At 61.3% G+C, this 26250-nt stretch carries 20 protein-coding genes; 14 read left to right on the forward strand and 6 right to left on the reverse strand.

The features are described from left to right. Positions 1 to 2: 2 nt before the first annotated feature. From GL300_RS12410 to GL300_RS12425, 4 genes are all read right to left on the reverse strand, one after another. Positions 3 to 1004 carry a glycoside hydrolase family 3 N-terminal domain-containing protein gene (locus GL300_RS12410; protein ID WP_155039949.1) on the reverse strand — a complete coding sequence of 334 codons (1002 nt, stop codon included), beginning with the start codon at positions 1002 to 1004 and terminating at the stop codon, positions 3 to 5. After that, the gene (locus GL300_RS12415) at positions 1001 to 2377 is read right to left on the reverse strand and encodes an aspartate ammonia-lyase (RefSeq protein ID WP_155039950.1); all 1377 of its coding nucleotides are present in this window, start codon (positions 2375 to 2377) and stop codon (positions 1001 to 1003) included. The genes GL300_RS12410 and GL300_RS12415 overlap by 4 nt, the downstream gene beginning before the upstream one ends. A 12-nt stretch (positions 2378 to 2389) precedes the next feature. Then, complete coding sequence (locus GL300_RS12420) at positions 2390 to 3085, reverse strand: hypothetical protein (RefSeq protein ID WP_155039951.1); 696 nt, start codon at positions 3083 to 3085, stop codon at positions 2390 to 2392. Positions 3086 to 3200: 115 nt separating this feature from the next. Next, a complete protein-coding gene (locus GL300_RS12425) occupies positions 3201 to 4034 on the reverse strand; it encodes a helix-turn-helix domain-containing protein (RefSeq protein ID WP_155039952.1) in 834 nt (277 codons plus the stop codon). Positions 4035 to 4187: 153 nt separating this feature from the next. On the opposite strand from GL300_RS12425, the gene GL300_RS12430 reads away from it, so the two are divergent. From GL300_RS12430 to GL300_RS12465, 8 genes are all read left to right on the forward strand, one after another. Next, positions 4188 to 5990 (forward strand): thiamine pyrophosphate-binding protein, encoded by a 1803-nt coding sequence (locus GL300_RS12430; protein ID WP_155039953.1) that lies wholly within the window; start codon positions 4188 to 4190, stop codon positions 5988 to 5990. 102 nt (positions 5991 to 6092) lie between these two features. Beyond that, positions 6093 to 7400 carry a histidinol dehydrogenase gene (hisD, locus tag GL300_RS12435; RefSeq protein ID WP_155039954.1) on the forward strand — a complete coding sequence of 436 codons (1308 nt, stop codon included), beginning with the start codon at positions 6093 to 6095 and terminating at the stop codon, positions 7398 to 7400. Positions 7401 to 7470: 70 nt separating this feature from the next. Next, positions 7471 to 8724: an ABC transporter substrate-binding protein gene (locus tag GL300_RS12440; RefSeq protein WP_155039955.1), complete on the forward strand. Its 1254-nt coding sequence runs from the start codon at positions 7471 to 7473 to the stop codon at positions 8722 to 8724. A 58-nt stretch (positions 8725 to 8782) separates the two neighbouring features. Beyond that, complete coding sequence (locus GL300_RS12445; RefSeq protein WP_155039956.1) at positions 8783 to 9679, forward strand: carbohydrate ABC transporter permease; 897 nt, start codon at positions 8783 to 8785, stop codon at positions 9677 to 9679. Further along, the gene (locus tag GL300_RS12450; RefSeq protein WP_155039957.1) at positions 9669 to 10547 is read left to right on the forward strand and encodes a carbohydrate ABC transporter permease; all 879 of its coding nucleotides are present in this window, start codon (positions 9669 to 9671) and stop codon (positions 10545 to 10547) included. Before GL300_RS12445 ends, GL300_RS12450 begins: the two co-directional genes overlap by 11 nt. A 3-nt stretch (positions 10548 to 10550) precedes the next feature. Further along, positions 10551 to 11648 carry an ABC transporter ATP-binding protein gene (locus tag GL300_RS12455; protein ID WP_155039958.1) on the forward strand — a complete coding sequence of 366 codons (1098 nt, stop codon included), beginning with the start codon at positions 10551 to 10553 and terminating at the stop codon, positions 11646 to 11648. Between the two features lie 11 nt (positions 11649 to 11659). Then, entirely contained in the window at positions 11660 to 13183 is a 1524-nt protein-coding gene (locus GL300_RS12460; RefSeq protein WP_155039959.1) for a GMC oxidoreductase, read from the forward strand. 239 nt (positions 13184 to 13422) lie between these two features. Next, on the forward strand, positions 13423 to 13692 hold the full coding sequence (locus tag GL300_RS12465; RefSeq protein WP_155039960.1) for a hypothetical protein: 270 nt from the start codon (positions 13423 to 13425) through the stop codon (positions 13690 to 13692). A gap of 609 nt (positions 13693 to 14301) precedes the next feature. On the opposite strand, the gene GL300_RS12470 is transcribed toward GL300_RS12465, so the two are convergent. Beyond that, positions 14302 to 15330 carry an aldo/keto reductase gene (locus GL300_RS12470; RefSeq protein ID WP_155039961.1) on the reverse strand — a complete coding sequence of 343 codons (1029 nt, stop codon included), beginning with the start codon at positions 15328 to 15330 and terminating at the stop codon, positions 14302 to 14304. 174 nt (positions 15331 to 15504) lie between these two features. On the opposite strand from GL300_RS12470, the gene GL300_RS12475 reads away from it, so the two are divergent. Then, a complete protein-coding gene (locus GL300_RS12475; protein WP_155039962.1) occupies positions 15505 to 16410 on the forward strand; it encodes an AraC family transcriptional regulator in 906 nt (301 codons plus the stop codon). Positions 16411 to 16763: 353 nt separating this feature from the next. On the opposite strand, the gene GL300_RS12480 is transcribed toward GL300_RS12475, so the two are convergent. Beyond that, the gene (locus GL300_RS12480) at positions 16764 to 17234 is read right to left on the reverse strand and encodes a very short patch repair endonuclease (protein WP_155039963.1); all 471 of its coding nucleotides are present in this window, start codon (positions 17232 to 17234) and stop codon (positions 16764 to 16766) included. Positions 17235 to 17301: 67 nt separating this feature from the next. On the opposite strand from GL300_RS12480, the gene GL300_RS12485 reads away from it, so the two are divergent. The 5 genes from GL300_RS12485 to GL300_RS12505 all read left to right on the forward strand — a co-directional run bounded on the left by GL300_RS12485 (position 17302) and on the right by GL300_RS12505 (position 26194). After that, positions 17302 to 18855 (forward strand): DNA cytosine methyltransferase, encoded by a 1554-nt coding sequence (locus GL300_RS12485; RefSeq protein ID WP_155039964.1) that lies wholly within the window; start codon positions 17302 to 17304, stop codon positions 18853 to 18855. An 83-nt stretch (positions 18856 to 18938) separates the two neighbouring features. Then, the gene (locus GL300_RS12490) at positions 18939 to 20432 is read left to right on the forward strand and encodes an ATP-binding protein (RefSeq protein ID WP_155039965.1); all 1494 of its coding nucleotides are present in this window, start codon (positions 18939 to 18941) and stop codon (positions 20430 to 20432) included. Then, positions 20429 to 23173 carry a Z1 domain-containing protein gene (locus tag GL300_RS12495; RefSeq protein ID WP_155039966.1) on the forward strand — a complete coding sequence of 915 codons (2745 nt, stop codon included), beginning with the start codon at positions 20429 to 20431 and terminating at the stop codon, positions 23171 to 23173. The genes GL300_RS12490 and GL300_RS12495 overlap by 4 nt, the downstream gene beginning before the upstream one ends. Beyond that, entirely contained in the window at positions 23163 to 24134 is a 972-nt protein-coding gene (locus GL300_RS12500) for a PD-(D/E)XK motif protein (protein WP_211595050.1), read from the forward strand. Before GL300_RS12495 ends, GL300_RS12500 begins: the two co-directional genes overlap by 11 nt. Beyond that, positions 24131 to 26194 carry an AIPR family protein gene (locus tag GL300_RS12505; protein ID WP_343043023.1) on the forward strand — a complete coding sequence of 688 codons (2064 nt, stop codon included), beginning with the start codon at positions 24131 to 24133 and terminating at the stop codon, positions 26192 to 26194. The genes GL300_RS12500 and GL300_RS12505 overlap by 4 nt, the downstream gene beginning before the upstream one ends. Positions 26195 to 26250: the final 56 nt, after the last annotated feature.

Below are 26250 nucleotides of genomic sequence, written 5' to 3' on the forward strand. Positions count from 1 at the left end.
CCTCAGACCTCCGTGCTGTCGGCAAGGGCGCGGACGCGGGCGGCGGCATCGGCCAGCCGCGCCTCGGGAAGCGTTCCGTCGGATACTGCCGCAAGGATGCGTGTTCGGATTTCTTCGAGGTCGTTCGCGGCCGAGAGGAGCAGCAGGTCCGATCCTGCCGCAAGCGCCGCGATAGCCGCGCCCGCCACGTTACGTTCGCCCCGCAAGGTGCCGATGGCGTCCAGATCGTCACTGACCACCAGCCCGGTAAAGCCCATCTCACGAAGCCGGCCAATGGTCGGAGCGGAAAGGGAGGACGGCATGACCGGGTCCATTCCCGGCACCAGAGCCGGGCCGGTCATTATCGCGCGCGCCTCCGCATTGATTGCCGCGCGCATCGGGATCATCCCCGGTGCCAGATCCCCTGCCCCGCCGCTGACCGTCGCCACCTCGATCGCCGGATCGCCGTCGATATCGTGATGGCCGGGGAAATGCTTGGCGCAGGAAATGATGCCCGCCGACTCGACCCCCCGGATAAAGGCCGCAGCGACGCGCGCGACCTCGTCCGGATCGGTGCCCAACGTGCGGCCCGAAAGCCAAGGATTGCGGCCGGTCACCACGTCCAGCACAGGGGACAGGAACAGCGTCACTCCCATCCCGCGCGCGGCGGTGGCAATGTCGAAGGATATCCGCTCGATCTCGCCCGAGGAGGCCGCGCTCAGGTCATCCGGCAGGGCCGCGACCAGCCCGTGCAGCCGGCAAATGCCCGCAGGCTCCTGATCCAATGCGACCAGCGCAGGTCCGGCGCGATGGCGAATCTGCTGCGTCAGGTTGCGAATGTCTTCGGCGGTCTCAGTTGCACGGCGCGCCTTGGACATCGCGCGGCCGACATATTCGTCGCGGGTCTCGCCGATCAGGAAGGCCCGCCCACCCTCATCCAGGAACCGTGCCAGAGGGTCGGTCAGGTCAAGATCGTCGATCGCGGGCAAGAGGACGGCATAGGCGTCCGACTTGGAGTTCGTCATGTGTTATCCGTAACTGAGGTGAACGGGCCAAGCCCGTAGTGACGCATCGCCTCGTCCAGCGCCATTCCTGCGGCGACAGATGAGGCAATGGCAGCCGCAATCTCGGGGCCGACCATGGTCGTCAGCCCTGCGATCAGCGTATGGGGGTCAGAGAGATGCGCGGCGCATGCGCTGGGGTCGGGGCGGATGCCGTCAACGCAGCGCCGGGCAAGGATGCGGGCGGCATTGGTGATCATGCCGATACCGGTCAGTAGACAATGCGCGATCAGCGGCTCGAAGGGATTGCGTTGCAACTGCCCCGCCTGTGCCGCCATGCCGACCGAGGCATCAGCCCCCGCGACATGGATCGCGACCTGATTGATCATCTCGGGGATAACCGGGTTCATCTTGCCCTCGACTACCGGCGAGCCATGCTGCACCGCAGGCAGCAATATTTCACCCAATCCCCCGCGCGGACCGCAGGACAGCAGGCGCAGATCGCTGGCGATCTTGGACATGGTCAGCGCGACGCCGCGCAACATGCCCGAGAATTGTACCAGATCCGCCGTGCTCCAGGCAGCCGAGACCAGATCCTCGGCCCGGCTCAACGGCAACTCGGTCAGGCGCTGCAACTCGGCGATCACGGCATCGGCGAATTCGGGTTGCGCGGTCAGGCCGCTGCCGACCATCGTCCCGCCAAGGTTCAGCCCGGCCAGCGCCTGTGAGGCAGGCCAGATCCGCGCGCCTTCCTGCCTGAGCGCGCTGGCGAATGCGGTGAACTCCTCGCCCAGCGTCATCGGCACGGCGTCCTGCAGATGGGTGCGGGCAAGCTTCAGGATGCCCGCAAACTCTTGCCCCTTGGCGGCAAAGGCGTCGGCCAGATCCCGGACGGCCGCTTCCAGATGCGGCGCGGCCTGCATCAAGGCGATGCGCAGCGCGGTGGCATGCACATCCGTCGTCGATTGCGACCGGTTTACATCGCGGACCGGGTGCAGATGCTCGTATTGCCCGCAGACGTGGCCCATCAGTTCCAGCCCGCGATTGGCGATGACCTCGTTCATGTTCATATGGCTCGACGTGCCGCCGCCGCCCTGAAAGACATCGACGATGAACTGAGTAGCATGCTGGCCCGCCATCAGCTCATCACAGACCCGGCCGATCACCTCGGCCTTGCGCGCCGAGAGCTTTCCCAGACGATGGTTGGCCATCGCCGCGGCCTTCTTCGTCAGAGCCATGGCATGGATTAGCGGTTGAAGTGCCTCTATCTGCATGCCCGAGACCGGGAAGTTCTCGGCGGCGCGTAGCGTGTTGATACCGTAAAGCGCATCGCCAGGCAGCTTGCGGCTGCCCAGCTCGTCCGTCTCGGTTCGGGTCCATGATCCGCCAGAGATCATCGCAATGACCTGTCAGCCCTGCGGGTGCAGTTCGACCGCGAGCCACACCGAATCGGTGTCGGCATAGTAGCGGTGCCAAGGATAGGTCCATTGGTTCGGACCGGTCACGCGGCAGAACGGGTCATGCGAATAGCCGATCGGCATTACCACGTCCTCATAGAGGGTTTCGGCGTCGCGCTCGCGGAACTTCTGCATCCGGCCAAGGCCGTGGATCTGGGTATGCACCTCAAGGAAAGGGTGCTCGTTATGGATGAAGCAGTCGGTATCGCCCGGCGACCACCACAGGTTCAGCTTCAGCTCAAATTCCTGCGGTGCCTCGGGCGACTTGCGTTCGTTGGTGAAGACCCGGGCGTCGGTCGTCACCCTGCCGATGCTGTCCTGGGCCGAGATGAAAAGCGGCGTGTCGCGGGGAAAGCTCTTGATCCGGTTGCCGAGCCAGTCCCAGCCGCGGAACATGCAGCCGCCAAGATTGGTGGGCTGGCGCACCTTGATGATCACCGCGCGATCCGCCGACTTGATCGTCCCGCCCTTGAGCCAGGTCGATTTCCATGCAGGAACGATCGCCGGATGGTCGTTGCCCGTTACCATCGGCTCGGGGCTCAGGTTGACGACGACGGCGTCCTCGACTGCGAAATCGCGGGCGTTTTCAACAAGCTTTGCCAGAATGAAGTCATCGGCAAAGGCAAGGTCTCTAGTCTGGTTGTGCATATGCTCGGCCTTTCGGGTTCTGTTGCACCCAAGACAGCACGGAACCATGGCGCAAACCATTGCGCGACAGGCCTAAAACTGACGCAGACTGACGCGGAAAAAACCGCCCAGCGCGTCAGGCCGGTTTGATCATGTCGGGGCTTTCTCCCAGATATTCGCGCGCCTCGCGCGGGATCGAGGGATCGTTCATGTCAAGCGTGGTCGTCGACTGCAATTCAGCCCGACTAAGCAAACCGGCCTTGCGATAGTGCAGCACTGCCCGTGTTGAGAAAGGCTGGCGGAACATGGTTGCCGCCACCCCGCTGACAATGCCGAACATGAAGCGCTTGGAGCTACGCTGCACGTTTGAGAAGATGCCGAAGGTGAATTCGTTGCGCTGCACGGTCTCGAAGTCGATGGTAAACACCCTGTCCTCCACCGGGAAGGTGAAGCCGTGATACTTGAAAATGTATTCGGTCCGGGCCGGATTGTCGTAACTCGGGAAGCGCTCGATATAGTAGTGATTCAGGAAATCGCCGTTCTGGAAGATGCAGAAGGCAGAGCGCAGGATCTTGCGCGAGTAGATTGAGGAATACTGGTAGCGGTCGTAGCAGCCGACATATTCCCCCATGTCGATCTTGGTCGAGACGGCGACTGTGTCGAGGAATCGCACCACCTGGGGCGCACGGCGCAGATGGTCCAGCACGTCAAAGAAATTGCCGTCGACCAGCGCGCGGAAATGCTCGTGCTCGGCAAAAAGTACCTCTGGCCCCAAACCGAAATAATTCGCGACGATGCGGATATTCCCGGACGAGGGCATGTGCCGCCCGGACAGATACTTGTTGAACTGCTGACGATTGATGCCGAGCTTGCGGCAAATCAGCGAGATCGACCCCTGCCGATCGCAGAGCAGCCGCAGGTTGGCGGCGAAATTCGTCATCTTGTCGTCAGTGCCGGGAATTCCAGTCATCGTCCAATGCCTTCGCACTCGGTGCGTCAGTATGCGTCATGATTCATAGCGATGCGAAATTGCGACAAAATCGTCAAGCCCGCAGCATCAGGGAAATCGAAATCAGATTTGCACCTGATCGAAATCGGTGCAGCCAACCAGACGGGGAATGCGATGAAACTTACCGGTGGCCAAGTCGTGGCAAAGGCGCTGAAGGAATATGGCGTGGAATATGTGGCAGGCGTTCCGGGCCACGGCATCTGGGCGCTATTCGACGCCTTTCTGCAGGAAGGATCGGAAATCCCCTTCATTCAGGTGATGCACGAACAAAGCGCGGTTCACATGGCGGATGGCTACTTCCGCGCCTCGGGTAAGCCGATGGCGTGCTCGACCTCGGTCGGGCCGGGTGCGGCCAATACGATCATCGGGCTTGCCACGGCCTATTGCGACTCGACGGCGGTGTTCTACGTCTCGGGCTCGCCCCAGACCTACATGCAGGGCCACGGCACCATGCAGGAGTTGGAGCGCCAACAGGACAATGCCTTCCCCCGAATCACCGAGCAGGTGACCAAGCGCGCATGGCAGGCACAATCGACCACCGCGCTGCCGACGATCATGCACCGCGCCTTCAACGAGATGCTGACCGGCCGTCCCGGCCCGGTCCATGTCGAGGTGCCGATGGATGTGCAGGTCGATGCCGCCGATGTGGCGATCCACCCGCTTGAGAAACGGATGCCGCTGGGCGTTGCCCACCCCGATCCCCGCGCAATTCAGGCAGCGGTCGACCTGCTGCTGGGTGCGCGACGTCCGGTCATCGTCGCCGGTGGCGGCGCGATCACCGCAAATGCCTCGGCCGAGTTGACCGCGCTGGCTGAACGGATCGGGGCCGCCGTTTCGATCACCTGGAACGGCAAGGGCGCGATTGCCGAGGACAACAACCTGTTCATTGGCGCGGTTGGGCAGACCGGCACGACCTGCGGCAACAAGATCACCGCCTCGGCCGATGTCGTGATTTCGGTCGGCTGCCGCTTCACCGACTGGTCGGCCTCGTCCTATGCCAAGGGCGTCTCATTCAGCTTCCCGCCCGGCAAGCTCATCCATATCGACCTTGACCCGCGCGAGATCGGCAAGACCTATCCGACCGAAGTCGGCATTGTCTCGGACGCCAAGATTGCGCTGGAGCAAATCCTTGCCGCTATCCCGGCCGAGGATGGCCAGAAGTTGCGGGCGCGGAACGCCGATTTCCATGCCGAGGTAGCGCAGGCCAAGGCCGACTGGCGCGCGCTGGTCGAGCCGCGCGAGACAAGCCGCGAGACGCCCTTCACCTCGCAGCGGCCGCTGGTCGCGCTGCGCAAGGTGCTGCCGCGCGACGGGATCGTCGTCGTCGGGTCGGGTAACACGCAGGGTTCGGTCAAGCAGAGCTTCCCGGTCTATCTGCCGCGCACCCACCTGACTTCGGGCTCCTACTCGCCGATGGGCTGGGCGGTTCCGGCAGCGATGGGCGCGAAACTCGCCTGCCCCGACAAGAAGGTCGTGGCGATCGTCGGCGACGGCGATTTCATGATGTCGCTGCCGGAAATGGGCACGGCGGTCATGAACGGGATCAACGTGGTGTTCCTGGTGCTGAACAACCAAGGCTACATGTCGATCCGGGGCGGGCAGCGCAAGTTCATGGGCCGCCATGTCGCATCCGAGTTCAACCACCATGCCGGCAACGGCGAGCCCTACTCCGCCGACATCGCTGCCTCGGCACGGGCCTTTGGCCTTGAGGCGTGGAAGGTCGAGAAGGACGAGGATCTTGAAGTCGCCCTACAAGCTGCACTGGAGACCGACGGGCCGACGCTGGTCGAGGTGATCGTATCGCGCGATGCGGCCGGGCCCTTCGCCACTGGCTGGTGGGATTTCCCCTCGCCCGCCTATTACGAAAAGGAACAGGAAGCCTACGCCGAAATGCGCGCGAAAGAGCAGATGCTCTGACCCGAGCGGGGGCGGCCCGCCCGCCCCCAGCCTTCCTTCCCTCCCCCTTCCAGAATTCAGATCGGGTGGCCGTGGTGGCGCACCCCGTGAGGTAGATTTGCCATGATCCGGCATGTGAAAACCGCGCGCCTTAGCCAAGGCGACCAGACCGACCCGGCCGTGACTGAGGCCGTCGAAGAGCTGCTGGCACAGGTTGCCGACGGTGGCGACAAGGCCGTCCGCGAGCTTAGCATCAGGTTCGACGGGCTCGACCGCGACAGCTACCGACTGACCGAGGCCGAGATTGCCGCCTGCATCGACGGGCTGACCCGGCAGGAACGTCACGATCTCGACTTTGCGCAGGAGCAGATCCGCAACTTCGCCCAGGCCCAGCGCGATACCATGCTCGACCTCGAGGTGGAAACACTGCCGGGCGTGGTGCTTGGTCACCGGAACGTGCCGGTCCAAAATGTCGGCTGCTATGTTCCGGGGGGCAAGTATCCGCTGCTCGCCTCGGCCCATATGACGGTGCTGACCGCCAAGGTCGCGGGTTGCGGGCGCGTTATCACCTGCGCCCCGCCATTCAAAGGCAAGATCGCCGAGAAGATCGTTGCGGCGCAGGCACTGGCCGGAGCGGACGAGATATATTGCCTTGGCGGCGTGCAGGCCATCGCGGCCATGGGCCTTGGCACCGAGAGCATCGAGCCGGTAGATATGCTCGCCGGCCCCGGCAATGCCTATGTGGCTGAGGCCAAGCGCATGCTGTTCGGTCGGGTCGGCATCGACCTATTTGCAGGACCGACCGAGACTCTGGTTATCGCCGATGACACGGTAGACGGCGAGATCTGCGCCACCGACCTGCTGGGTCAAGCCGAGCATGGCGCGAACTCTCCCGCCGTGATGATCACCAATTCCGAAAAGCTCGCCCGCGATACGCTGGCACAGATCGACCGCCTGCTCGCGATCCTGCCCACAGCCGAGATCGCGCGGAAGGCATGGGAGGATTATGGCGAGATCATCCTTTGCGACACGCTGGACGAGATGGTCGCCGAGGGCGACCGGGTCGCCTCTGAGCATGTCCAGGTGATGACGGCGGACCCCGACTACTTTCTGAACAACATGACGAATTACGGCGCGCTGTTCCTTGGTGCGCGCACCAATGTTGCCTTTGGTGACAAGGTGATCGGCACCAACCACACGCTGCCGACGCTCAGAGCCGCGCGCTATACCGGCGGGCTGTGGGTAGGGAAGTTCCTGAAAACCTGCACCTACCAGAAGGTCCTGACCGACGAGGCCTCGGCCATGATCGGCGCCTATGCCTCGCGCCTGTGCCACATGGAAGGCTTCGTCGGCCATGCCGAGCAGGCCAATATCCGCGTCCGCCGCTACGGCAAGCGCAATGTCGGATACGGGGCCGCCGTCGATGCCTGATCCCATTCCATCCCGAGACGCGCGGAACGCCGCCGGGCTTTCTCATCTCATCCAACACGGGGAATCCACCATGAGAAAACTGTCCTCTGCCCTGATCGCCAGCACGCTGGCACTGGCCGCCGCCCTACCGGTGCACGCCGAAACCAAGATCGAGGTGCTGCACCACTGGGTCTCGGAATCCGAGGTTGCGGCGCTGAACACCATCCGCGAGGCGCTGGCCACCAAGGGTTATGGCTGGCAGGACAGCGCGGTCGGCGGCATGTCCGGCGGCAACATGCAGCAGGCGCTGCGGTCGCGCCTTGCTGCGGGCAATCCGCCCGGTGCCATGCAGTTCATCGGCTGGGAAGGCATCGACTGGTCCAAGGAAGGGGTGATGCGCGACCTCAACGACCTCGACAAGGCGAATGGCTGGCAGGCCACGATCGCGCCGCAGGTGCTGCCCTTCGTTAAGAATGGCGACGACCTGATCGCCGTGCCGATCAACATGCACCGCCAGAACTGGGTCTGGGCCAACAAGGCCGCCTTCGACAAGGCAGGGATCGAACAACCCAAGACCTGGGCCGATCTGATCGCCGATGGCGACAAGCTGAGGGCCGCGGGCATCATCCCCCTCGCGATCGGTGACGAGCCCTGGCAGATCCAGGTCGTTTTCGATGCGCTGGTCTCGGACATCGGAGGACCTGACTTTTACCGCAAGGCGCTGGTCGATCTGGACCCCGAGGCGCTCAACTCGGACACGATGAAACAGGTCTTCGACACGCTGCGTCAGGTGCGTGGCCTTGTCGACGACGGCTTCAACGGCCGTGACTGGGCGGTGGCAACTGGCATGGTGATCGACGGGCAGGCCGCAATGCAGGTCATGGGCGACTGGGCCAAGGGCGAGTTTCTGGCCAAGGGCCTGAAGCCTGGCAGCGACTTCCTGTGCTTTGCGACGCCGTCGGAAACGCCGTCCTTCCAGTTCGTCATCGACAGCTTCGGCGTGTTCAAAGTCTCGGACCCCGAGGTGTCTAAGGCTCAGGTGGCGCTGGCCGAGGTAGTCATGGACCCCAAGGTCCAGCATGATTTCAACCTGATCAAGGGCTCGATCCCGGCTCGCACCGATCTTGGCGTCGATGATTTCGACGATTGCGCCAAGAAGGGCTTCGAGGAACGCGCAACCGCGATCGAAAACAACGCGATGCTGGGCGGGGCGACACATGGCTTTGCGGCTCAGCCGCAATTCTCGGCAGTGTTCAGCGACGTCGCCGCCCAGTTCTTCGTCAACGAAATGTCCTCCGAGGACGCAATGCAGTTGTTGGTCGATGGCATCGATAACGCCCGCTGATCCGCAGCCCGCCGATCTCAGGATCGGCGGGTCCCCCCAACCCGCGCGGAGGACCGTCATGGCCCGAAAGAAAAGCATTGCGGACCGGTTCGCTGACTGGTTGCCGCGTCTGGTCTTGGCGCCGAGCCTGCTCGCGGTCATTGTCGGGGTCTATCTGTTCATCGCCTGGACAGGCTGGATCTCGGTCTCGTCCTCGAAGATGGTGCCGCAATACGATTTCGTCGGGCTGGAGCAGTACTACCGGCTCTGGGCCACGCCGCGCTGGCACACCGCCGTCGCGAACCTTTTCATCTTCTCGGCTCTGTTTCTGGCCGTGACCATCGCGGTCGGGTTGATCATGGCGATCCTGCTGGATCAAAACATCCGGGCCGAGGGCGCGCTGCGCGCGGTCTACCTCTATCCGATGGCCTTGTCCTTCATCGTGACGGGTACCGCCTGGAAATGGATCCTGAATCCCAATCTTGGCATCCAGAAGGTGGTGAACGGGCTTGGCTGGGAAAGCTTCGTCTTCAACTGGATCACCCAGCCCGATTTCGCGATCTATACGATCGTCATCGCGGCGGTCTGGCAAAGCTCGGGCTTCGCCATGGCGATCTTTCTGGCCGGGCTGCGGGGCATCGACAACTCGGTGATCAAGGCCGCCCAGATCGAGGGGGCCTCCCTGCCCCGCATCTATGCCAGCATCATCGTGCCGATGCTGCGACCGGCCTTCCTGTCGGTGATTGTTCTGCTCAGCTACATCTCGATCAAGAACTTCGATCTGGTGCTGGCAATGACCAATGGCGGGCCGGGCAGCGCGACCGAAGTGCCGTCGACCTTCATGTTCTCCTCGGTCTTCCGGCGGAACCAGATGGGCGTTGGTGCCGCAAGCGCGATCATGATGCTGATGACCGTCGCCGCGATCATCATCCCTTACCTTTACTCCGAGCTGAAGGAGGGTCGCGATGGCCATTGAATACGGATCTGCAGCGCGCTCGCGCATGATCGGGCGCACGATGATCTATAGCGGCCTGATTGGCCTTGCGGCCTTCTACCTCATGCCGCTCTGGGTCATGGTCGTGACCTCACTGAAGCCGCTGGACGAGATCTATGGCGGCTCCTTCATCGGCCTTCCCAAGGTCCTGACCTTCGAGGCCTGGGCCAAAGCGTGGAGCCAGGCCTGCATCGGCACCGCCTGCACCGGCTTGAAACCCTATTTCATCAACTCGCTGATGATGGTGGTCCCGGCGGTCCTGCTGTCGACGGGGATCGGGGCGCTCAACGGCTATGTCCTGACGAAATGGCGCTTCAAGGGATCGAACCTGATCTTCGGATTGCTGCTATTCGGCTGCTTCCTGCCATTTCAGGCGGTGATCCTGCCGATGGCGCAGGTTCTGGGCAGGCTGGGTCTGTCGGGGACCATTCCAGGCCTCGTGTTGGTCCACACGGTCTATGGCATCTGCTTCACGACGCTTTTCTTCCGCAACTACTTCGTGACCATCCCGGACGAGCTGACCAAGGCGGCGCAGATCGACGGTGCAGGCTTCTTCCGCATCTTCTTCTCGATCATGCTACCGGCGGCGCTGCCGATCATGGTTGTGTCCTGCATCTGGCAGTTCACCCAGATATGGAACGACTTCCTGTTCGGCGTCTCGTTCACCGCAGGCGAGTCGTCGCCCGTCACGGTCGCGCTGAACAACGTGGTCAACGTGACCATGGGCCGCAAGCAATACAATGTCGACATGGCTGCCGCCATGATCGCCGCCCTTCCCACCCTTTTCGTCTATGTCGTCGCGGGCCGATATTTCGTCCGTGGACTGACTGCCGGCGCAGTGAAAGGCTGACCGATGGCTACTCTTGAAATCGATCGCGTCCGCAAGGCCTATGGCACGATGGAGGTGCTGAAAGAGGTCAGCATCTCGATCGGCAGCGGAGACTTCCTTGTCCTGCTCGGCCCCTCGGGCTGCGGGAAATCCACGTTACTCAACATGATCGCGGGCCTCGAAACCATCACCGGGGGTGAGATCCGCATCGATGGCGACACCGTCAACGACCTGTCGCCCAAGGACCGCGACATCGCGATGGTGTTCCAGTCCTACGCGCTTTACCCCACAATGACCGTGCGCCAGAATATCGAATTCGGCATGAAGATCCGGGGCGTCCCCACCGCCGAGCGCGAGCGGGCGACCCGCGACGCGGCCGAACTGCTACAGATGTCGCATCTCTTGGACCGCAAGCCTTCGCAACTTTCGGGGGGCCAGCGCCAGCGGGTCGCAATGGGCCGCGCATTGGTTCGCCACCCCAAGCTGTTTCTGTTTGACGAGCCGCTGTCGAACCTCGACGCCAAGCTACGGGTCGACATGCGGACCGAAATCAAGCGCCTGCACCAGCGGTTGGGCACGACCATCGTCTATGTCACCCATGACCAGATCGAGGCGATGACGCTGGCCACCCGCGTCGCAGTGATGAAGGACGGGATCGTCCAGCATCTGGACGAACCGCAGGCCGTCTATGACCGCCCGGCCAATGTCTATGTGGCGCGCTTTGTCGGCTCGCCCGCAATGAACATCATCCCCGGCAGGCTCGAGGATGGACCAAGCGGGCCGGCGCTGGTGATGGACCAGCCGAACGGGGGCGAGTCGCGCATCTCGGGCGTGGTGGTCAGCGATGACGCCCGCCAGCGCTATGCGGGCCAGCCAGTCCTGGTCGGCATCCGGCCCGAGGGCTTCTCGGTCTCGGCAGGCGGCCCGGATTGCGTCGAGGCTATGATCGAAGTGGTCGAGCCGACAGGCCCCGATACGCTTGCCAACTTTACACTCGGCGGCACCGATGTCATCGCCCGACTGGCGCCCCTCGCTGTCCGTGCAGGGCAGACGGCAAAGCTTGCGGTCGAGACCGCCAAGGTGGTCCTGTTCGACCCCAAGACCGAACTGCGCATCGATTGAGGCATCCCAGAATGACCACTGACAGCGACGTCATCATCATCGGCTCAGGCATTGGCGGCAGCACGTTGGCCTCAGCCATCGCGCCCTCGGGGGTGCGGGTGCTTATCCTCGAAAGGGGAGAATACCTGCCGGACAGCCCGGATGCACGCGACGATGTCGCGATTTTCGAGAAGGGAGTCTACCGCTCCTCCGAGGAATGGACGGGTTCCGACGGGCAGAAGTTCCTGCCCGGGAACTACTACTATGTCGGGGGCAACTCGAAATTCTACGGCGCGGTCATGTATCGCTACCGCGCCGAGGATTTCCAACCAAGGCGACATCTTCGCGGCACCTCGCCCGGCTGGGACTTGTCATATGCCGATATGGAGCCCTGGTATGCCAAGGCCGAGGCGCTGTTCCGCGTCCGAGGGACAGCGGAAGAGGACCCAACCGAGCCTCCGCGATCAGGTTCTTACCCCTTCCCCGCAGTGCCTGACGAACCCGCCCTGCGGTTGGTGCGCGAGAGGCTCAAGCGTGCCGGTGTCCATCCCGCCAGCCTGCCCCTTGCCATCGACATTGACGCGTGGCTTGCTCGGGGCAGGACGGGCTGGGACGCTTTTCCGAACACCGGCGGCACGGGAAAGATTGATGCGGAGGTCGGTCCACTAGCCGAGGCGTTAAAATATCCGAACGTCTCCCTGATGACCGGAGCGCAGGTGGTCCGCCTTGAAACCGACGAAGCCGGCAGCCGTGTCACCGCCGCCATAATCAGGCGGAACGGGCGCGAGGAGCGGCTGACCGCTCGCCATTTCGCGGTCGCAGCAGGTGCCGTTCAATCTGCCGCGCTGCTGCTGCGATCAGCCAACTCCGCGCATCCGACAGGTCTGGGCAACCGCTCAGACCAGTTGGGGCGAAACTTCATGAATCACAACACCAGTGCGATGATCACGCTGAACCCGCTGATCCGGAATGACTCCGTCTACCAGAAGACGCTGTGCTTCAACGATTTCTATAATGATGACCCCGAGACCCACGCCCCGCTCGGCAATGTCCAACTGCTGGGCCGCATCACAGGCAATATCCTGAAGGCCCAGATCCCGGGTCTGCCGCGACCGCTCGCACGGATCATCGCCGACCGCGCCTTTGGCTGGTTCCTGACCAGCGAAGACCTGCCCAATCCCGACAGCCGCGTCCTCGTCCGGGGCGAGGATATCGTCGTCGACTGGCAGCGATCCAACATGGACGCGCATCACATGCTGATCCGGCGCACGCGGCAAGTGATGCGGCGAGCGGGCTTCCCGGTGACGCTGGTGCGCATCTTCGGCAATCGCACCACCTCGCATCAATGCGGCACGGCGCGGCTTGGCGTCGATTCCACCACCTCGGTCGTTAACCCCGATTGCCTTAGTCACGACGTGTCCAACTTGTGGATCACAGATGCGTCGGTGCTGCCAACCTCGGCCGCCGTGAACCCGGCTCTGACTATCGCAGCGCTTGCGCTTCGTGCCGGGCAAGCGCTCACGCGCGAGTGCCTTAATCACCGATCATCCAGTTAAGATAGAAAACAAGCAACTATCCGAAGGAGCACTTCAGCATATTCCACAGACGTTTTTCACGCCTCGAATGGATCCGCAGTCAAATGCGTCGCTTGGGAAGGTGAGTATCGCCCGCCTTCCTGGTGCGGTAGTTGTCACCTCCCGGTTTCATGCCATTTGGCTAAGAAGGGTCGGCTCAGGCGCAAAAGAGATCTCCCTTTAGCATGGCACGCTGAGGTTTATCGGTGAGGGACGTGAAAATGCGGATCAAGATGGGGAAGGTTGTGCACGTGATCGGCGAGCCAGCTGACTATCGGAAAGCCATGGCGATGGCGTTATTCGCTGGTAAAGTATTCCTGCCGATCGGGGGTGGAGAATGTTCGATCTCAGCGCCAATCGCTCCGCCACTTGGCTTAGAAAAACAATTCTCCACGGCTAGAGACGGCGATATTTTATCGTTGTTTTCGAGGGTTATGCGCGTGCGGCGCTACACCTGCTTTGCCGTCACGAACCCCAAAATCGTTCTCTAGGCGCCATTTTCTCCGAAGCTGTTGACTGTGCTGATTTCGGTGAAGCGACGTTATTTAATTGTTATTATTATTAAAAATCTTGCGGCATTTACCCGGTCCGATTTCAGGCGCGGTCAGTGCAAAGGTACCGAAATCGAACATTCGCTGTCCGGTGAGGGTCGAACCCGATGAGCCGCGACCGCGTCGCTATTCGGCGATAGTGGCAATTGCCCCATCCGATGGCCAGAAGGCCGCCAACCCGGAGTTGGGCATTCCGGGAGCTCGTTGTCGGTCGTGGATGGCGGGATCGCGAAAGTTATTGACGAACGCTAACGCGCGAAGCGCCGCACACCGAGTACGCAGCCGATCACGGCAAGGGTCACCAGCAGCATCTGCGGGCGGATAAGCTGGTGCAGCAGCGTCGCTGCAACCGTCAGACCGATGACGAGCCGCTACACTTGCAGCTGCCCCACCGTAGCAATGCCACCCTGCGCCAGCCCCCCAATACGCGCACCAGCTTCCCGAGGCATCACCACCCCTGCGCGCAGCAAAGCCAAGGTCGGTGCTTAGCACTGGCATTATCGCCCCGCCCATAAATTTGGGCAGGGCGACGCAGGGATGTCTGCCCCTCTATGAGGCGAACGGCGCGCGATATTGCGACTGACGTTCCAGCATCCAGCCCGGATATTCGGCGGGCAGCTTCGTCACCGTGTCGAGCGCCAGCAGTTCCTCGGTCGACAAGGCCACCTCTGTCGAGCGGATGTTGTCCTGCAGCTGATCGATCCGCTTGGCGCCGACGATCACGCTGGTCACCACCGGCTGATGCAGAAGCCAGGCGAGCGCCACCTGCGCCACGGTGCAACCTTTGGCCGATGCGATCTCGCGCATCACGGCAATGGCGGTATCGCCGCGCGTCAGATCCACCGGCGGGAAGTTGAAACTCACCCGGCGGCTGTCTTCCGCGGTGTTGCCATCGCTATACTTGCCCGAGAGGAAGCCACCCGCCAGGGGGCTCCAGACCATCAGACCGATACCTTCGGCTTGCAGCATCGGCACGATCTCGCGTTCAAGATCGCGGCCAACCAAGGTGTAATAGGCCTGCAGGGAAAGGATCGGCGCGAGCTTTCTTGCGTCAGTGATACCGACCGCCTTGACGATCTGCCAGGCCGCCCAGTTCGACAGGCCGATGTAGCGCACGTATCCCTGCCGCACGAGCGTATCGAGCGCTTCCAGCGTCTCGGTGATTGGGGTCAACGGATCGAAGCCGTGAATCTGGTAAAGGTCGATGTGATCCATTTGCAGTCGCTGCAAGCTGGCCTTGGCCTGCGCCAAAACATGGGCGCGCGAGGCACCGCGAGCGTTCGGGCCCTCGCCCATCGGCCCAAGAACCTTGGTCGCGATCACTACGTCGTCGCGTGGGATGCCGAGGTTGCGGATGGCGTGACCGAGGATCCGCTCGCTCTCGCCTCCCGCATAGACATTGGCGGTGTCGATGAAGTTGATGCCGGCGTCGACGGCCGTCTTGACCAGCGTGTCGGCCTCTTCCTGACGCAACCGGCCGATCTGGCTCCACATGCCTTCCGAACCGCCGAAGGTCATCGTACCGAGGCAAAGTTCGGAGACGAGGAGGCCACTCGGGCCGAGAGTGCGGTAACGCATGGAATGTTCCTTTATGCCGGGTGAGCGCCAGGGCGGAATGCCGCCGGGTTGAGGTGAAGATAGAGCTGCCACGCGCTGGCTCGCCACGCCGATCCTCGCAAATCATTGCACGATCCTCTCATTCGCACCGATTTTGGGCTGTGAACTCCGCGCACAGATCCTAGATTGCGAGGCATGGAAAACGATCATCTCGCCCCGCTCAAAGAGCTGTTGGCCCGCCTATGGCAGGCGCATGGCCGGGAAACCCCGATCGATGGGCTGTTTTTGACCTCGGTCACGGTGCCGACCGGGCCGATCCATGCCGTTTACCGCCCGTCGCTCTGCGTCGTGGTGCAGGGTGCCAAGACCAGCATGCTTGGCGATCGCGCCTATAGCTATGACACAGGGAAATGCCTGATCGCCTCGATGGAGGTGCCTATCCGGGCGGAGATCACGCGCGCTACGCCCGACCAACCCTATCTGGCCTTCAGTCTCGCCCTGGACCCCGCGACGATCTCTGATCTGTTGCTGGAACTGGAACTGGATGGGACTGTCGACGCCCCCGCTGGTGCGGCACTGGCGGTACATGCCTTTGGGCCTGAGCTTGCCGATCCTCTCTGCCGGTTGTTGGCCCTGTGCGAGCGACCGCGCGACATCACGATCCTCGCGCCGTTGATCCGGCGGGAAATCACCTGGCTTCTGCTGAATGGCCCGATGGGGCCGGCGCTGCGCCAGATCGGCCTTGCAGGCAGCCACATGGCGCGGATCGGCCGAGCCCTCGCCTGCATCCGCACAAGCTTTGCGGATCAGTTGAATGTACGGCAGCTTGCCGATGTCGCAGGCATGAGCCCTGCCACCTTCCACCGCCACTTCAAAGCAGTAACGGCGATGACGCCGGTGCAGTACCAGAAGCAGCTTCGATTGCAGGAGGCACGCCGTCTGCTGCTCTCCGACAATGCCGATGTCGCACGGATCGGCTATGCCATCGGCTATGAGAGCCCGTCACAGTTCAGCAGAGAGTATCGTCGCCTGTTCGGATCGCCTCCCGGACGGGATGGGCAGCAAATCCGCAGAGTTCTCACTCCGCAGGTGGATGTCTGAGCTGGCCCGGCATCGATATTTTGGGCGGAAAGCGGTCCGACAGCACGGCAGCATGACAGTCGCAACAAAACAGGGGGACCGGTCACTCAAGCAGCGCGCGGTGAAGTGGACCTAGGCTGGCCATGACAGGCGGGAAACCGATGGACAGGGATGTGGCGAGACCAATGCAGACATTTTAGCCTAGCGGTCGTTCACGGGCAGCGCAGAGCGATCCGCATGGTAGACATGGGGTGTCGCGAGCTGACGTCAGACTGGATGACCGTATCAATGTACGGCAGCTCCCGCAGCGTTGCCCAACTCATGTCAAGGTGGGGCCGATTTCAGGACTGTCCTGAAAATCCCCCGACGCTCCTCTAGCTCCCCGACGTCCTGACATCGGCTCCACCGACTTCAATCTCGGGACAACTGTCATGGAGCCAAGCCGCCACGATGTCTCTTGCCACCTTCGCACCCGCCTCGGTTTGCAGCGCGCATTCCCAGACCGTTGCAACACGCCACCCAGCCTGCGACAGCGCTGATCGAACGACGATGTCCCGGGCGACATTCGTGTCGAACTTGGCAGTCCAGAAGTCTCGACGTGTCGATGGGGTTGTCGTGTATCTGCAGCCCCGATGCCGATGCCAGAAGCAGCCGTGGACGAAGATGACCGCATTGTACTTCGGCATAACGATATCCGGCTTTCCGGGTACGCCCTTGACGTGCAACCTGTATCGGAAGCCCAACGCATGCAGGGATCGCCGAAGGACCAGCTCGGGCTTCGTGTCCTTCCCGCGAATTCCGGCCATCATGCGGGATCTGGTCTGACTATCGACAATATCTGCCATTTGCATCCTGGCCTTGGCTCGAGGACCTAGTATACAGCCTCCGATCTGAACTCGAGAGGTACCTGATTTGCCAGCCACTTTCGGCATCGTCGATCTGTTTGCCGGTCCTGGCGGATTGGGGGAGGGCTTTGCGTCGTTCGACATCGATGGCCATTCCCCTTTCCACATCGGCATTTCTGTCGAAAAGGAAGCCTCCGCACACAAGACACTGACCTTGCGCGCTTTCCTGCGGGCCTACCACGCACAGCACGGCGCCTCTCCGGAGGCCTATGTCGATTTCCACGCTGGCCTCCACGAAGAGCCGGATTGGGCAACGATCGATGCCGTGGCATGGGAGCGCGCCACAGCCGAGGCGCGCTGCCTCGAGCTGGGCACAGAGCCAGCGGCGGCAGCGATCGACGAGGCCATCGCAGGGCTCAAACAGACCTTTGACGACACCATCTTGATCGGTGGCCCTCCCTGTCAGGCCTACTCCCTGGTCGGGCGCGCCCGGGCCAGAGGCAAGGTGGGCTATGTTCCCGAAGACGATCTACGGCACTACCTCTTTCGCGAATACATCGGTGTGCTTGACCGATTGCGCCCCGCAGCTTTCGTGATGGAGAACGTGAAGGGCATGCTGTCGTCAACAGTCGAAAGCCGGCTGGTCTTCGAAATGCTCATGGAAGACCTTGCGTCCCTCGGGACTGCGCAAGGCCATCAGTATGAACTTCGAGCGATCCGAATCGCGGACGGCCAGGCCTCACTGCAGGAAGCCGTAAAGCCTTCCGACTTCGTCGTGCGCGCTGAGGCGTTCGGCGTCCCGCAGCGTCGTCATCGTGTGATCATCGTCGGCATTCGTTCTGATCTGGCACGACGCGCGACCGGGGCCAACATCACGATTTCGGGCGCTACCCGAACGGTCGGCGAGATCATCGGCACGATGCCAGCCCTGCGCAGCGGCATCAGTCGCGGCGCAGACAGCGCGCCCATCTGGAAGCAGGAGGTTGCTGGTGCCGCCAAACTGCTCGCAGACATTCACAAGCACAATGGGGACGACACGCTCCGAACTGCGTTCCTTTCCGTGGCAAAGCATCTGAAGGAAGGTGGACCGACACAGCGCGCGGCCTCACTCCTGCCCGCAGGCTATGGGACGTCCGATAACCCGCTGATGCGCTGGCTGGAAAGACCGGAGCTTCGTGCCCTCGCCCAGCACGAAACCAGGGGGCACATGACATCGGATCTTGGCCGATACCTCTTCGCGGCAGCGTTTGGTGCAGAACGCGGCTACAGCCCAAAGGCAGCGGACTTCCCGCTGGCCCTCAGCCCTGACCACAAGAACTGGCACAGCGGTGTGTTCAACGACCGATTCAGGGTTCAGTTGGCAAAGGAAGCTTCGACAACGGTTACCAGCCACATCTCCAAGGACGGACACTACTTCATCCATCCCGATCCGCTGCAATGCCGGAGCCTGACCGTGCGCGAGGCCGCCCGGTTGCAGACCTTCCCCGACGACTATCTGTTCCTCGGCAACCGGACCCAGCAGTACGTACAGGTCGGGAATGCCGTCCCGCCTTACCTGGCTCGCCAGATCGCAGCGCTGGTTCAAGCGTCTCTGACAAAAGCTGACACCCAGGGCGCTTGAGTGTCATCCTGACCCCATTGCGCGCCTTGTAACGTCGATCCGTTAGCGCCAGAGTGGATCGTATTCGTTCTACAAGGTTTTGCATGCAGGAAATTTCTGTTTCAAGACGGGCGGATGCTACTCCACACGCTGCGGCCCTGATCGAGGGCCTGCGGGATATCGGTTATTCCCTGGAAACTGCCATTTCCGACGTCATCGACAATTCGATTACCGCGGGCGCGCATCGCATCAAGATCAACACCGAAGCCTATTCTGAAGAACCGTATATCGCGATCATCGACGATGGCGACGGCATGACCGAAGACGAACTCGTTGCCGCGATGCGGCCCGGGAGTCGGAATCCGCTGGACACACGAGATGAACCGGACCTCGGGCGTTTCGGTTTGGGCCTCAAGAGCGCCAGCTTTTCGCAATGCCGACGGTTGACGGTTGTCTCGAGAAAATCAGGTCAGACCAGCGCAGCGATCTGGGATCTTGATGACGTGGCCCAACGGAACGAATGGGCTGTACAGTTGCCCGACGGTGTCACCGGAATTCCGGCTGTCGAACAGCTCGGTCCAAAGGGCACGCTGGTCCTCTGGCAAAAGCTGGATCGTCTGACCGGCGGCTATTCCCACAATGCGGCAAAGCGCGCGGAAGTCATCAACCAGAGGATTGCAGAAACCGAACGGCACCTGCGCCTCGTGTTCCATCGGTTCATGGAAGTTTCCAAGCCGCTGCGCATCCTCTTGAACGAACGACTGCTGCGACCGCTCGATCCCTTTGCCCGCAAGAACCCCGCCACCATCACAGATCCTAGAGAGACACTGACCCTGATCAGGGGCGATGTGGAAATCCAGAGCTTCACCCTTCCGCATCACAAGCAGGTGGGCAAAACGGAATGGGACGATATCGGCGGACCAGAAGGTCACCTGAAATCTCAGGGTTTCTATCTCTATCGGGGCAAACGCCTGATCCTGCACGGCACCTGGTTCGGCCTGTGCCGTCAGTCCGAGATTACGAAGCTGTCCCGGGTCAGGATCGACATCCCGAACAGCATGGACGCCGACTGGAAGATTGACGTCAAGAAATCCTCGGCACAGTTGCCACCCGTGGTTCGTGACCGCCTGAAGAAGGTGATCGAACGTATCCTTGCCGGGTCCAAGCGTACCTACAGCAAGCGCGGCCAGAAGCTTGTCGATCACGAGCGCCTGCCGTTGTGGCATCGGATTCAGGCCGACGGGCAGATCCGATATCGCCCAAATGTCGAGCATCCAGCCTTTGCCGATTTTGCCGAAAGCCTGCCTCCGGACCTGCGGCGCGGTTTCTTCAACTGCATCGCACTCGTCGGGGCATCGCTGCCCATCGAATCCCTTCATGCCGACATGGCTGGGACGGCCGAACAAATCGTGCCCGACCGCGTGGACGAGGACACCCTGGCTCAGGCAGTGCAGGCGACGCTGTCAGTGCTCATGGGCGCCCGCAAGGACATCAAGGAAATCATGTCGCTGATGAAGGATGTCGATCCGTTCCGGTCGGCCTGGGAGGACACCCAACGCATCATCGCGGCGACGATCGAGACGAAGGAAAAAGAATGAACCCACTTCTCCGCGCGCTAGAAGGTATCGTGCAAATTGACATCGGGTTGCTGCCCAAACCACTGACAGCTGAAAAGATCCGAGCAGCGATAGCCGAGCAGCTGAAAAATCAAACATTTAGCGGAAAAGTCAGTGCAGATGAGGCTGAGCAGGTTGCGCGCCTCCTTGAGGAAAAGCACGGCATCAGCATGGGCCTTGGCGCGATTGTGGATGCCAAGGATTTCGTACCTTGGCTGAACGATGCCAAGATCAACGGCGACGTGGGCGACTTCTATTGGGGGCGTTACAGACAACTGCTCTTCAAGAAGGGCCTGCCGAAATCAGTTATCGAAGCTACGGATACCGTCACCGATAAAGTATTGGATCGTATAGGAAATCCTCGGGACCTGAGCCGTTGGAGCCGTCGCGGTATGGTTGTCGGTCACGTCCAGAGCGGCAAGACGCAGAATTACACGGGGTTGATCTGCAAGGCTGCCGACGCGGGCTATCGCCTGATCGTTGTCATCGCAGGCATCCACAACAACCTGCGGAACCAGACCCAGGCTCGGATCGACGAGGGGTTCATCGGTCGTGACACCGGACGGCTGGCCCATGCCAACAAGGCACAGCGCCAGAAGATCATTGGCGTGGGTCAGTTCGACCAGCGCGAGTTTCCGGTTTCACTGACCAATACCCTGCGCGATTTCAACAAGGCAACGGCCACCACGAACACCAGCCAGATCGGGCAATACAATGTCCCTGTCGTCCTAGTGATCAAGAAAAACTCCAGCACGCTGAAGAACCTGCTGGAATGGCTGAAGGAGCATTCCGTCCATCAGGGCACCCAGATGGTCAGCCAGCCGATGCTGCTGATCGACGATGAGGCCGACAATGCCTCGATCAACACCGCCTATGCCCGCGACGAGGTCACACGCATCAACGGCCAGATCCGCGAACTGCTCTCGCTCTTCCACCGCAGTTGCTATGTCGGTTATACGGCTACGCCCTTCGCCAATATCTTCATCGACCCGGACACGGATGACGAGGCGTTGAAGCAGGATCTTTTCCCCCGCCATTTCATCATCGGGCTGGACGCGCCATCGAACTACTTTGGAGCGCAGAAGGTTTTTCTCGACGCTCGCGATCAGCATGTCAGGCTGATCGACGACAACGAAGATGTCCTGCCGATGAAGCACAAGATCGACCATCCGGTCGATGTGCTGCCCGGGAGTCTCCTCAAGGCGGTGCGTGCATTCATCGTCGCTCGTGCGATCCGCAATGCGCGGGGTCAGCAGGCGGCGCATGCGTCCATGCTGGTCAACGCGTCACGCTTCACAGATGTTCAGGGGCGGCTCCGATCCAGGATCGCCGATGTCGTGGGCCGCATCCGCGATGCCGTTGCCGTGGAGGGTGGCAAGGGGCGCGCCGCGTTGCATAATCCCGAAATTGCAGCACTGCATGCGGTCTGGGAGGAGCAATACGCCAATGCCGAAGGTGCCGATTGGTCCGCAATTCAGGCCCGGCTGCACGAAGTTCTGGTCGCCGCCCGCGTGGTTGAGGTCAACGCGTCCAAGCGGTCACAGGCACTCGATTATGATCAGGGTGGCGAGCATGGCGTTACGGTCATCGCCATCGGCGGTTTCTCCCTTTCACGCGGGCTGACGCTGGAAGGGCTGACCGTCAGCTATTTCCTCCGGAATTCCATCATGTACGACACGCTCATGCAGATGGGGCGCTGGTTCGGATATCGGCCGGGTTATGAGGATCTGTGTCGGGTGTGGATCCCCGCCGACGGTGTGGGCTGGTATGCACATATCCATGAGGCGATGGACGATCTTCAGACCCAGCTCAAGCGGATGGAACTGGCAAAGGCAACGCCAGAACAGTTCGGATTGGCCGTTCGCAGCCATCCGGAATCGCTGATCGTGACCGCCCGAAACAAGATGGGGACCGGGAAAGAACTGCCGGTCAAGGTTGGACTCGCCGAGAACCTGATCGAGACGACCAGGATCGTGCTGGATGGCCCGCAGCTCAGGGCCAACATCCGCGCCGGCGAGAGTCTGCTGGCAGCCGCCGTCAAATCCGGCGTTTGCGCGGTGGAACGTTCAAGGGGAAACCTGTTTCAGGGCGTTGGAGTGGATTTGATAATGGACTTCCTACGGGAGTATCGCACCGAGCCGGGTGCACGGCCCGTCAATCCCCTGACGGACCCGAAATTGATCAACGACTACATTGATGCGCGTGCAGGAAGTGAACTTGAGAAGTGGGACATCTTTGTCGCCAGTTCCACCCGCCGCGACATGAAATCACTAACATTTGCAGGACTGGATGTCGTGCCGTACGAACTGTCTGTAGATACAGACCTAGCCAAGAGCGGCATCCTGGCATTTAGCGGTGCCAGTCGCAGGATCGGCTCGTCCGAGGACGAGAGTGAAGGGCTAACTGACAAGCAGATCGCTGATGCGCGAGAAACATTTCGTTTGTCGCGGGATGACCAGAAGCTGCCCAAGACCGTCAATCCGAGGATCTACAGGCAGGTTTCCGGGAGGCGTCCGCTGCTGATCCTGCGTCTCGTCAAACCGAAGCTCGAAGCAACTAGATCAACCGGAGACGCCCTCCACGGCGTTCTCGCATGGGGACTATCATTCCCGTCAAGTCAGATCGGCGGCGGCACCGTCGAATACATCGTCAACACGATCCGCATGCGTGAAATGTTCGGCGAAGAGGAGATCGAAGAGGAGGCGCTTGGTGATGCCGAATGACACGCCATGGTCCGGTCTGGAGGCTGGGAAAGTCGACACGCGGCGAGTTTCTGCATCTGCGCGGTGGAACTGGTTCTGGGCGGTAATGCCGCGCGCCGACGTTGCCCTCGTGCTTCAACTGGGGGATCTGCCGAAACCGACGCCCGACCTGCCCAAACTCCGTAATCTGGAGATCCGATTCCAGACGTTGCCGGGTGGGCCGATCCTCTACATCCGGTTGAAGGACAACGCGCAGCTCGAACTGTTCGAGACCCTTTGCCGCGACGTGATGGGGGCCGGCGAGCTAGCCGAAACTGAGGCCGAGGCATTGGAACGTGCCATCGGGCGGACCTTCCGGTGGCATTACCTGCTGCGCGGCGGGAAGCTGGAAGTACTGTCGGAAGAGGCCCAAAAAGGCCTGGTCGGCGAGATCGAGGTTCTGAAGCTGCTCATCGCGACCATCGGCGCGAAGCCGGCCCTTGCCGCGTGGACCGGGCCATCCGGGGCGCCGAAGGATTTCGAACTCAAGACCGACTGCATCGAGGTCAAGGCCCGACGCGGGGCGTCGCAGCCTTTCGTGAAGATCACGAACGAACACCAGCTTGCCGATGTGCCCGATCGCCGCCTTTGGCTGGCGGTCCTTGCCGTCGACCAGGTGCAGCCACCCCACGGCATGATGCTGACAGAATATGTGTCCGAAGTGACCGAGCATCTCGAGCGGACAGAGCCGTCGGCCATCATGGACTGGGATATGCATCTGGCAGATGTGGGTTACGACGTGCTGCACGATTATTCGGCATGGCGATGGATCGTCTCGGCCCCTGATTTTCATGCCGTCACCGAGGGCTTCCCTCGGATCGCCGCTCCGGTGCCCCTCGGTTTGTCTTCGGTCTCCTATTCCCTTGCATTGTCTGCCTGCACGCCATTCCGGACAGACTGGGGTGACGTACAGGCACAGTTGATCGAAGAGGTCCAGCCGTGAGCGAACTTGACGAGTATCACCAGAACCTGATGGCCGACATCCGCCGCGAGGCGGACGCCAGCGGCGTGATCATGGTTGAGGCGTTTTTCGACAGGATGACGGAGCGGCTGACAGGGGCGGGCGAACTGGAAGTGGCCGACCGTGCCTATTTCCAGAATGGTGAGGGCGGGCAAAGGCTACGGATCGACGGTTACGCGGGCGATCCGCGCGACAGCGAAGGCGTTCTGGGCTTGATCGTCTGTGATTTCGTCGACAGCGAAGAAGTACAGGCTTTCGAGAAGAAAGACGTCCCCACAATTCTCAACCCTTTGATCCGCTTCCTGAAGAAGGCCAGAACCGAAGAGTTTCGCGACTCGCTCAACGAGGCGAACCCTGCCTTCCAAGTCTCCGACCTGATCATCACGACTTGGCCGCACGTCACCAAGGTCAGACTGATCCTCGTTTCGAACCGGAGGTACAACAGTCGTGATGACGCCGTGAAACTCCAGGAACTCGACGACGTGCCAGTCACCTGGTCAGTCTGGGATCTCGCCAGGTTCGCGCGTTTCGAAGTCAAAGGGAATGAGGACCTCGAGATCGATCTTGTGCAGGATTTCGGAGGCCCAGTTCCAGCCCTCAAGGGTTCACAGACGGGCGCGGCGCTGGAAAGCTATCTGATGATCATTCCGGGCCCCCAGTTGGCCGCTGTATATGATCGCTGGGGTGAAAAACTGCTCGAGGGCAATGTCCGGTCATTCCTTCAGGCCAGAGCAAAGACCAACAAGGGCATCCAGAAGACGATCAAGGACGAACCGGACCTTTTCTTCCCTTACAATAACGGACTTTCAGCAACCGCCGACGCCGTCACCTGCGTGCGAAACGATGACGGGCTTGCGATTTCGTCGATCAGCAATCTTCAGATCGTCAATGGGGCGCAGACCACGGGATCAATCCATGCGGCGCTGAAATCGGCAAAGGAACAGCTGCCACAGGTCTTCGTACAGATGAAACTGACGGTAGTGCCACCTGACCGATCTGAGGACATCGTGCCGAAGATTTCGGAGTACGCCAACACCCAGAACAAGGTGAACGCGGCCGACTTTTTCTCTAACCATCCTTTCCACATCCGGATCGAACAGTTTTCACGTAATATCATCTTCACGGCACGTGAGGGCGAACGCCATGACAGCAAGTGGTATTATGAGCGCTCGCGCGGACAGTTCATCAACGCAAGGCCGAAGATTAAGGGCAAGGACCAGGCGAGCTTCGACTTCGAATTTCCGAAAACCCAACTCTTCAGCAAAACCGATCTTGCGAAATTCGAATTCTCTGCCGCTGGTCAGCCGCACCTCGTGTCGCGGGGCGCTCAGAAGAACTTCGCCGAATTCGCAAAAGACATCGGCGATGCCTGGTCGAAGAGCGACGCGAAGTACGATGAGCTCTGGTACAAACGCCTCATTTCCAAGGCAATTGTGTTTCGCTGGATCGAGACGGAGGTTCCGAAGCAGCCTTGGTACGAGGGTGGCTATCGGGCCAACATCGTCACCTACGCCATGGCGAAGGTTTTTCACGATGCCAATGGTGAAAAACAGGTGCTGGATTTGGATACGATCTGGCGGCGTCAGTCTGTCCCGGATGCACTCCAGCGCGCACTTCTTCTTGCTGCTGCTGAAGCCCACGACGTCATTACCCATCCTCCGACCGGCATTCGCAACATGTCGGAATGGGCGAAACAGCAGGCGTGCTGGAACGGCATTAAGGGGCGCACGCTGAGCTACGATGAGGACTTCGAAACCTGCCTGACTCTTGCTGAAAGCGCTCGCACAACAAAACGCGACGAAAAGGCGAAGAAGGCGATGACCGATGGCATCAACGCCCAGTCGGAGGTTGTCATGCTCGGGGCTGACTTCTGGAAACAGGCCCTCACCTGGGGACGCGACCGGAAGCGCCTGACACCGAAGGATCAGCAGATACTTGATGTGTGCGCATCCATGCCACGTCGGCTTCCGTCCGACTTGCAGTCACGCCATGCGCTCGAGGCCCTGAACCGCATGCGAGATCAGGGGTTCGGCGAAGAATGACAGCGACCGACCCCTTCGTCCGTGCTGCGGCCGGCGAGTCGAGGATTTCGCTGCGG

Source organism: Paracoccus litorisediminis (genome assembly GCF_009711205.1).
In the GTDB taxonomy this organism is placed as follows: domain Bacteria; phylum Pseudomonadota; class Alphaproteobacteria; order Rhodobacterales; family Rhodobacteraceae; genus Paracoccus; species Paracoccus litorisediminis.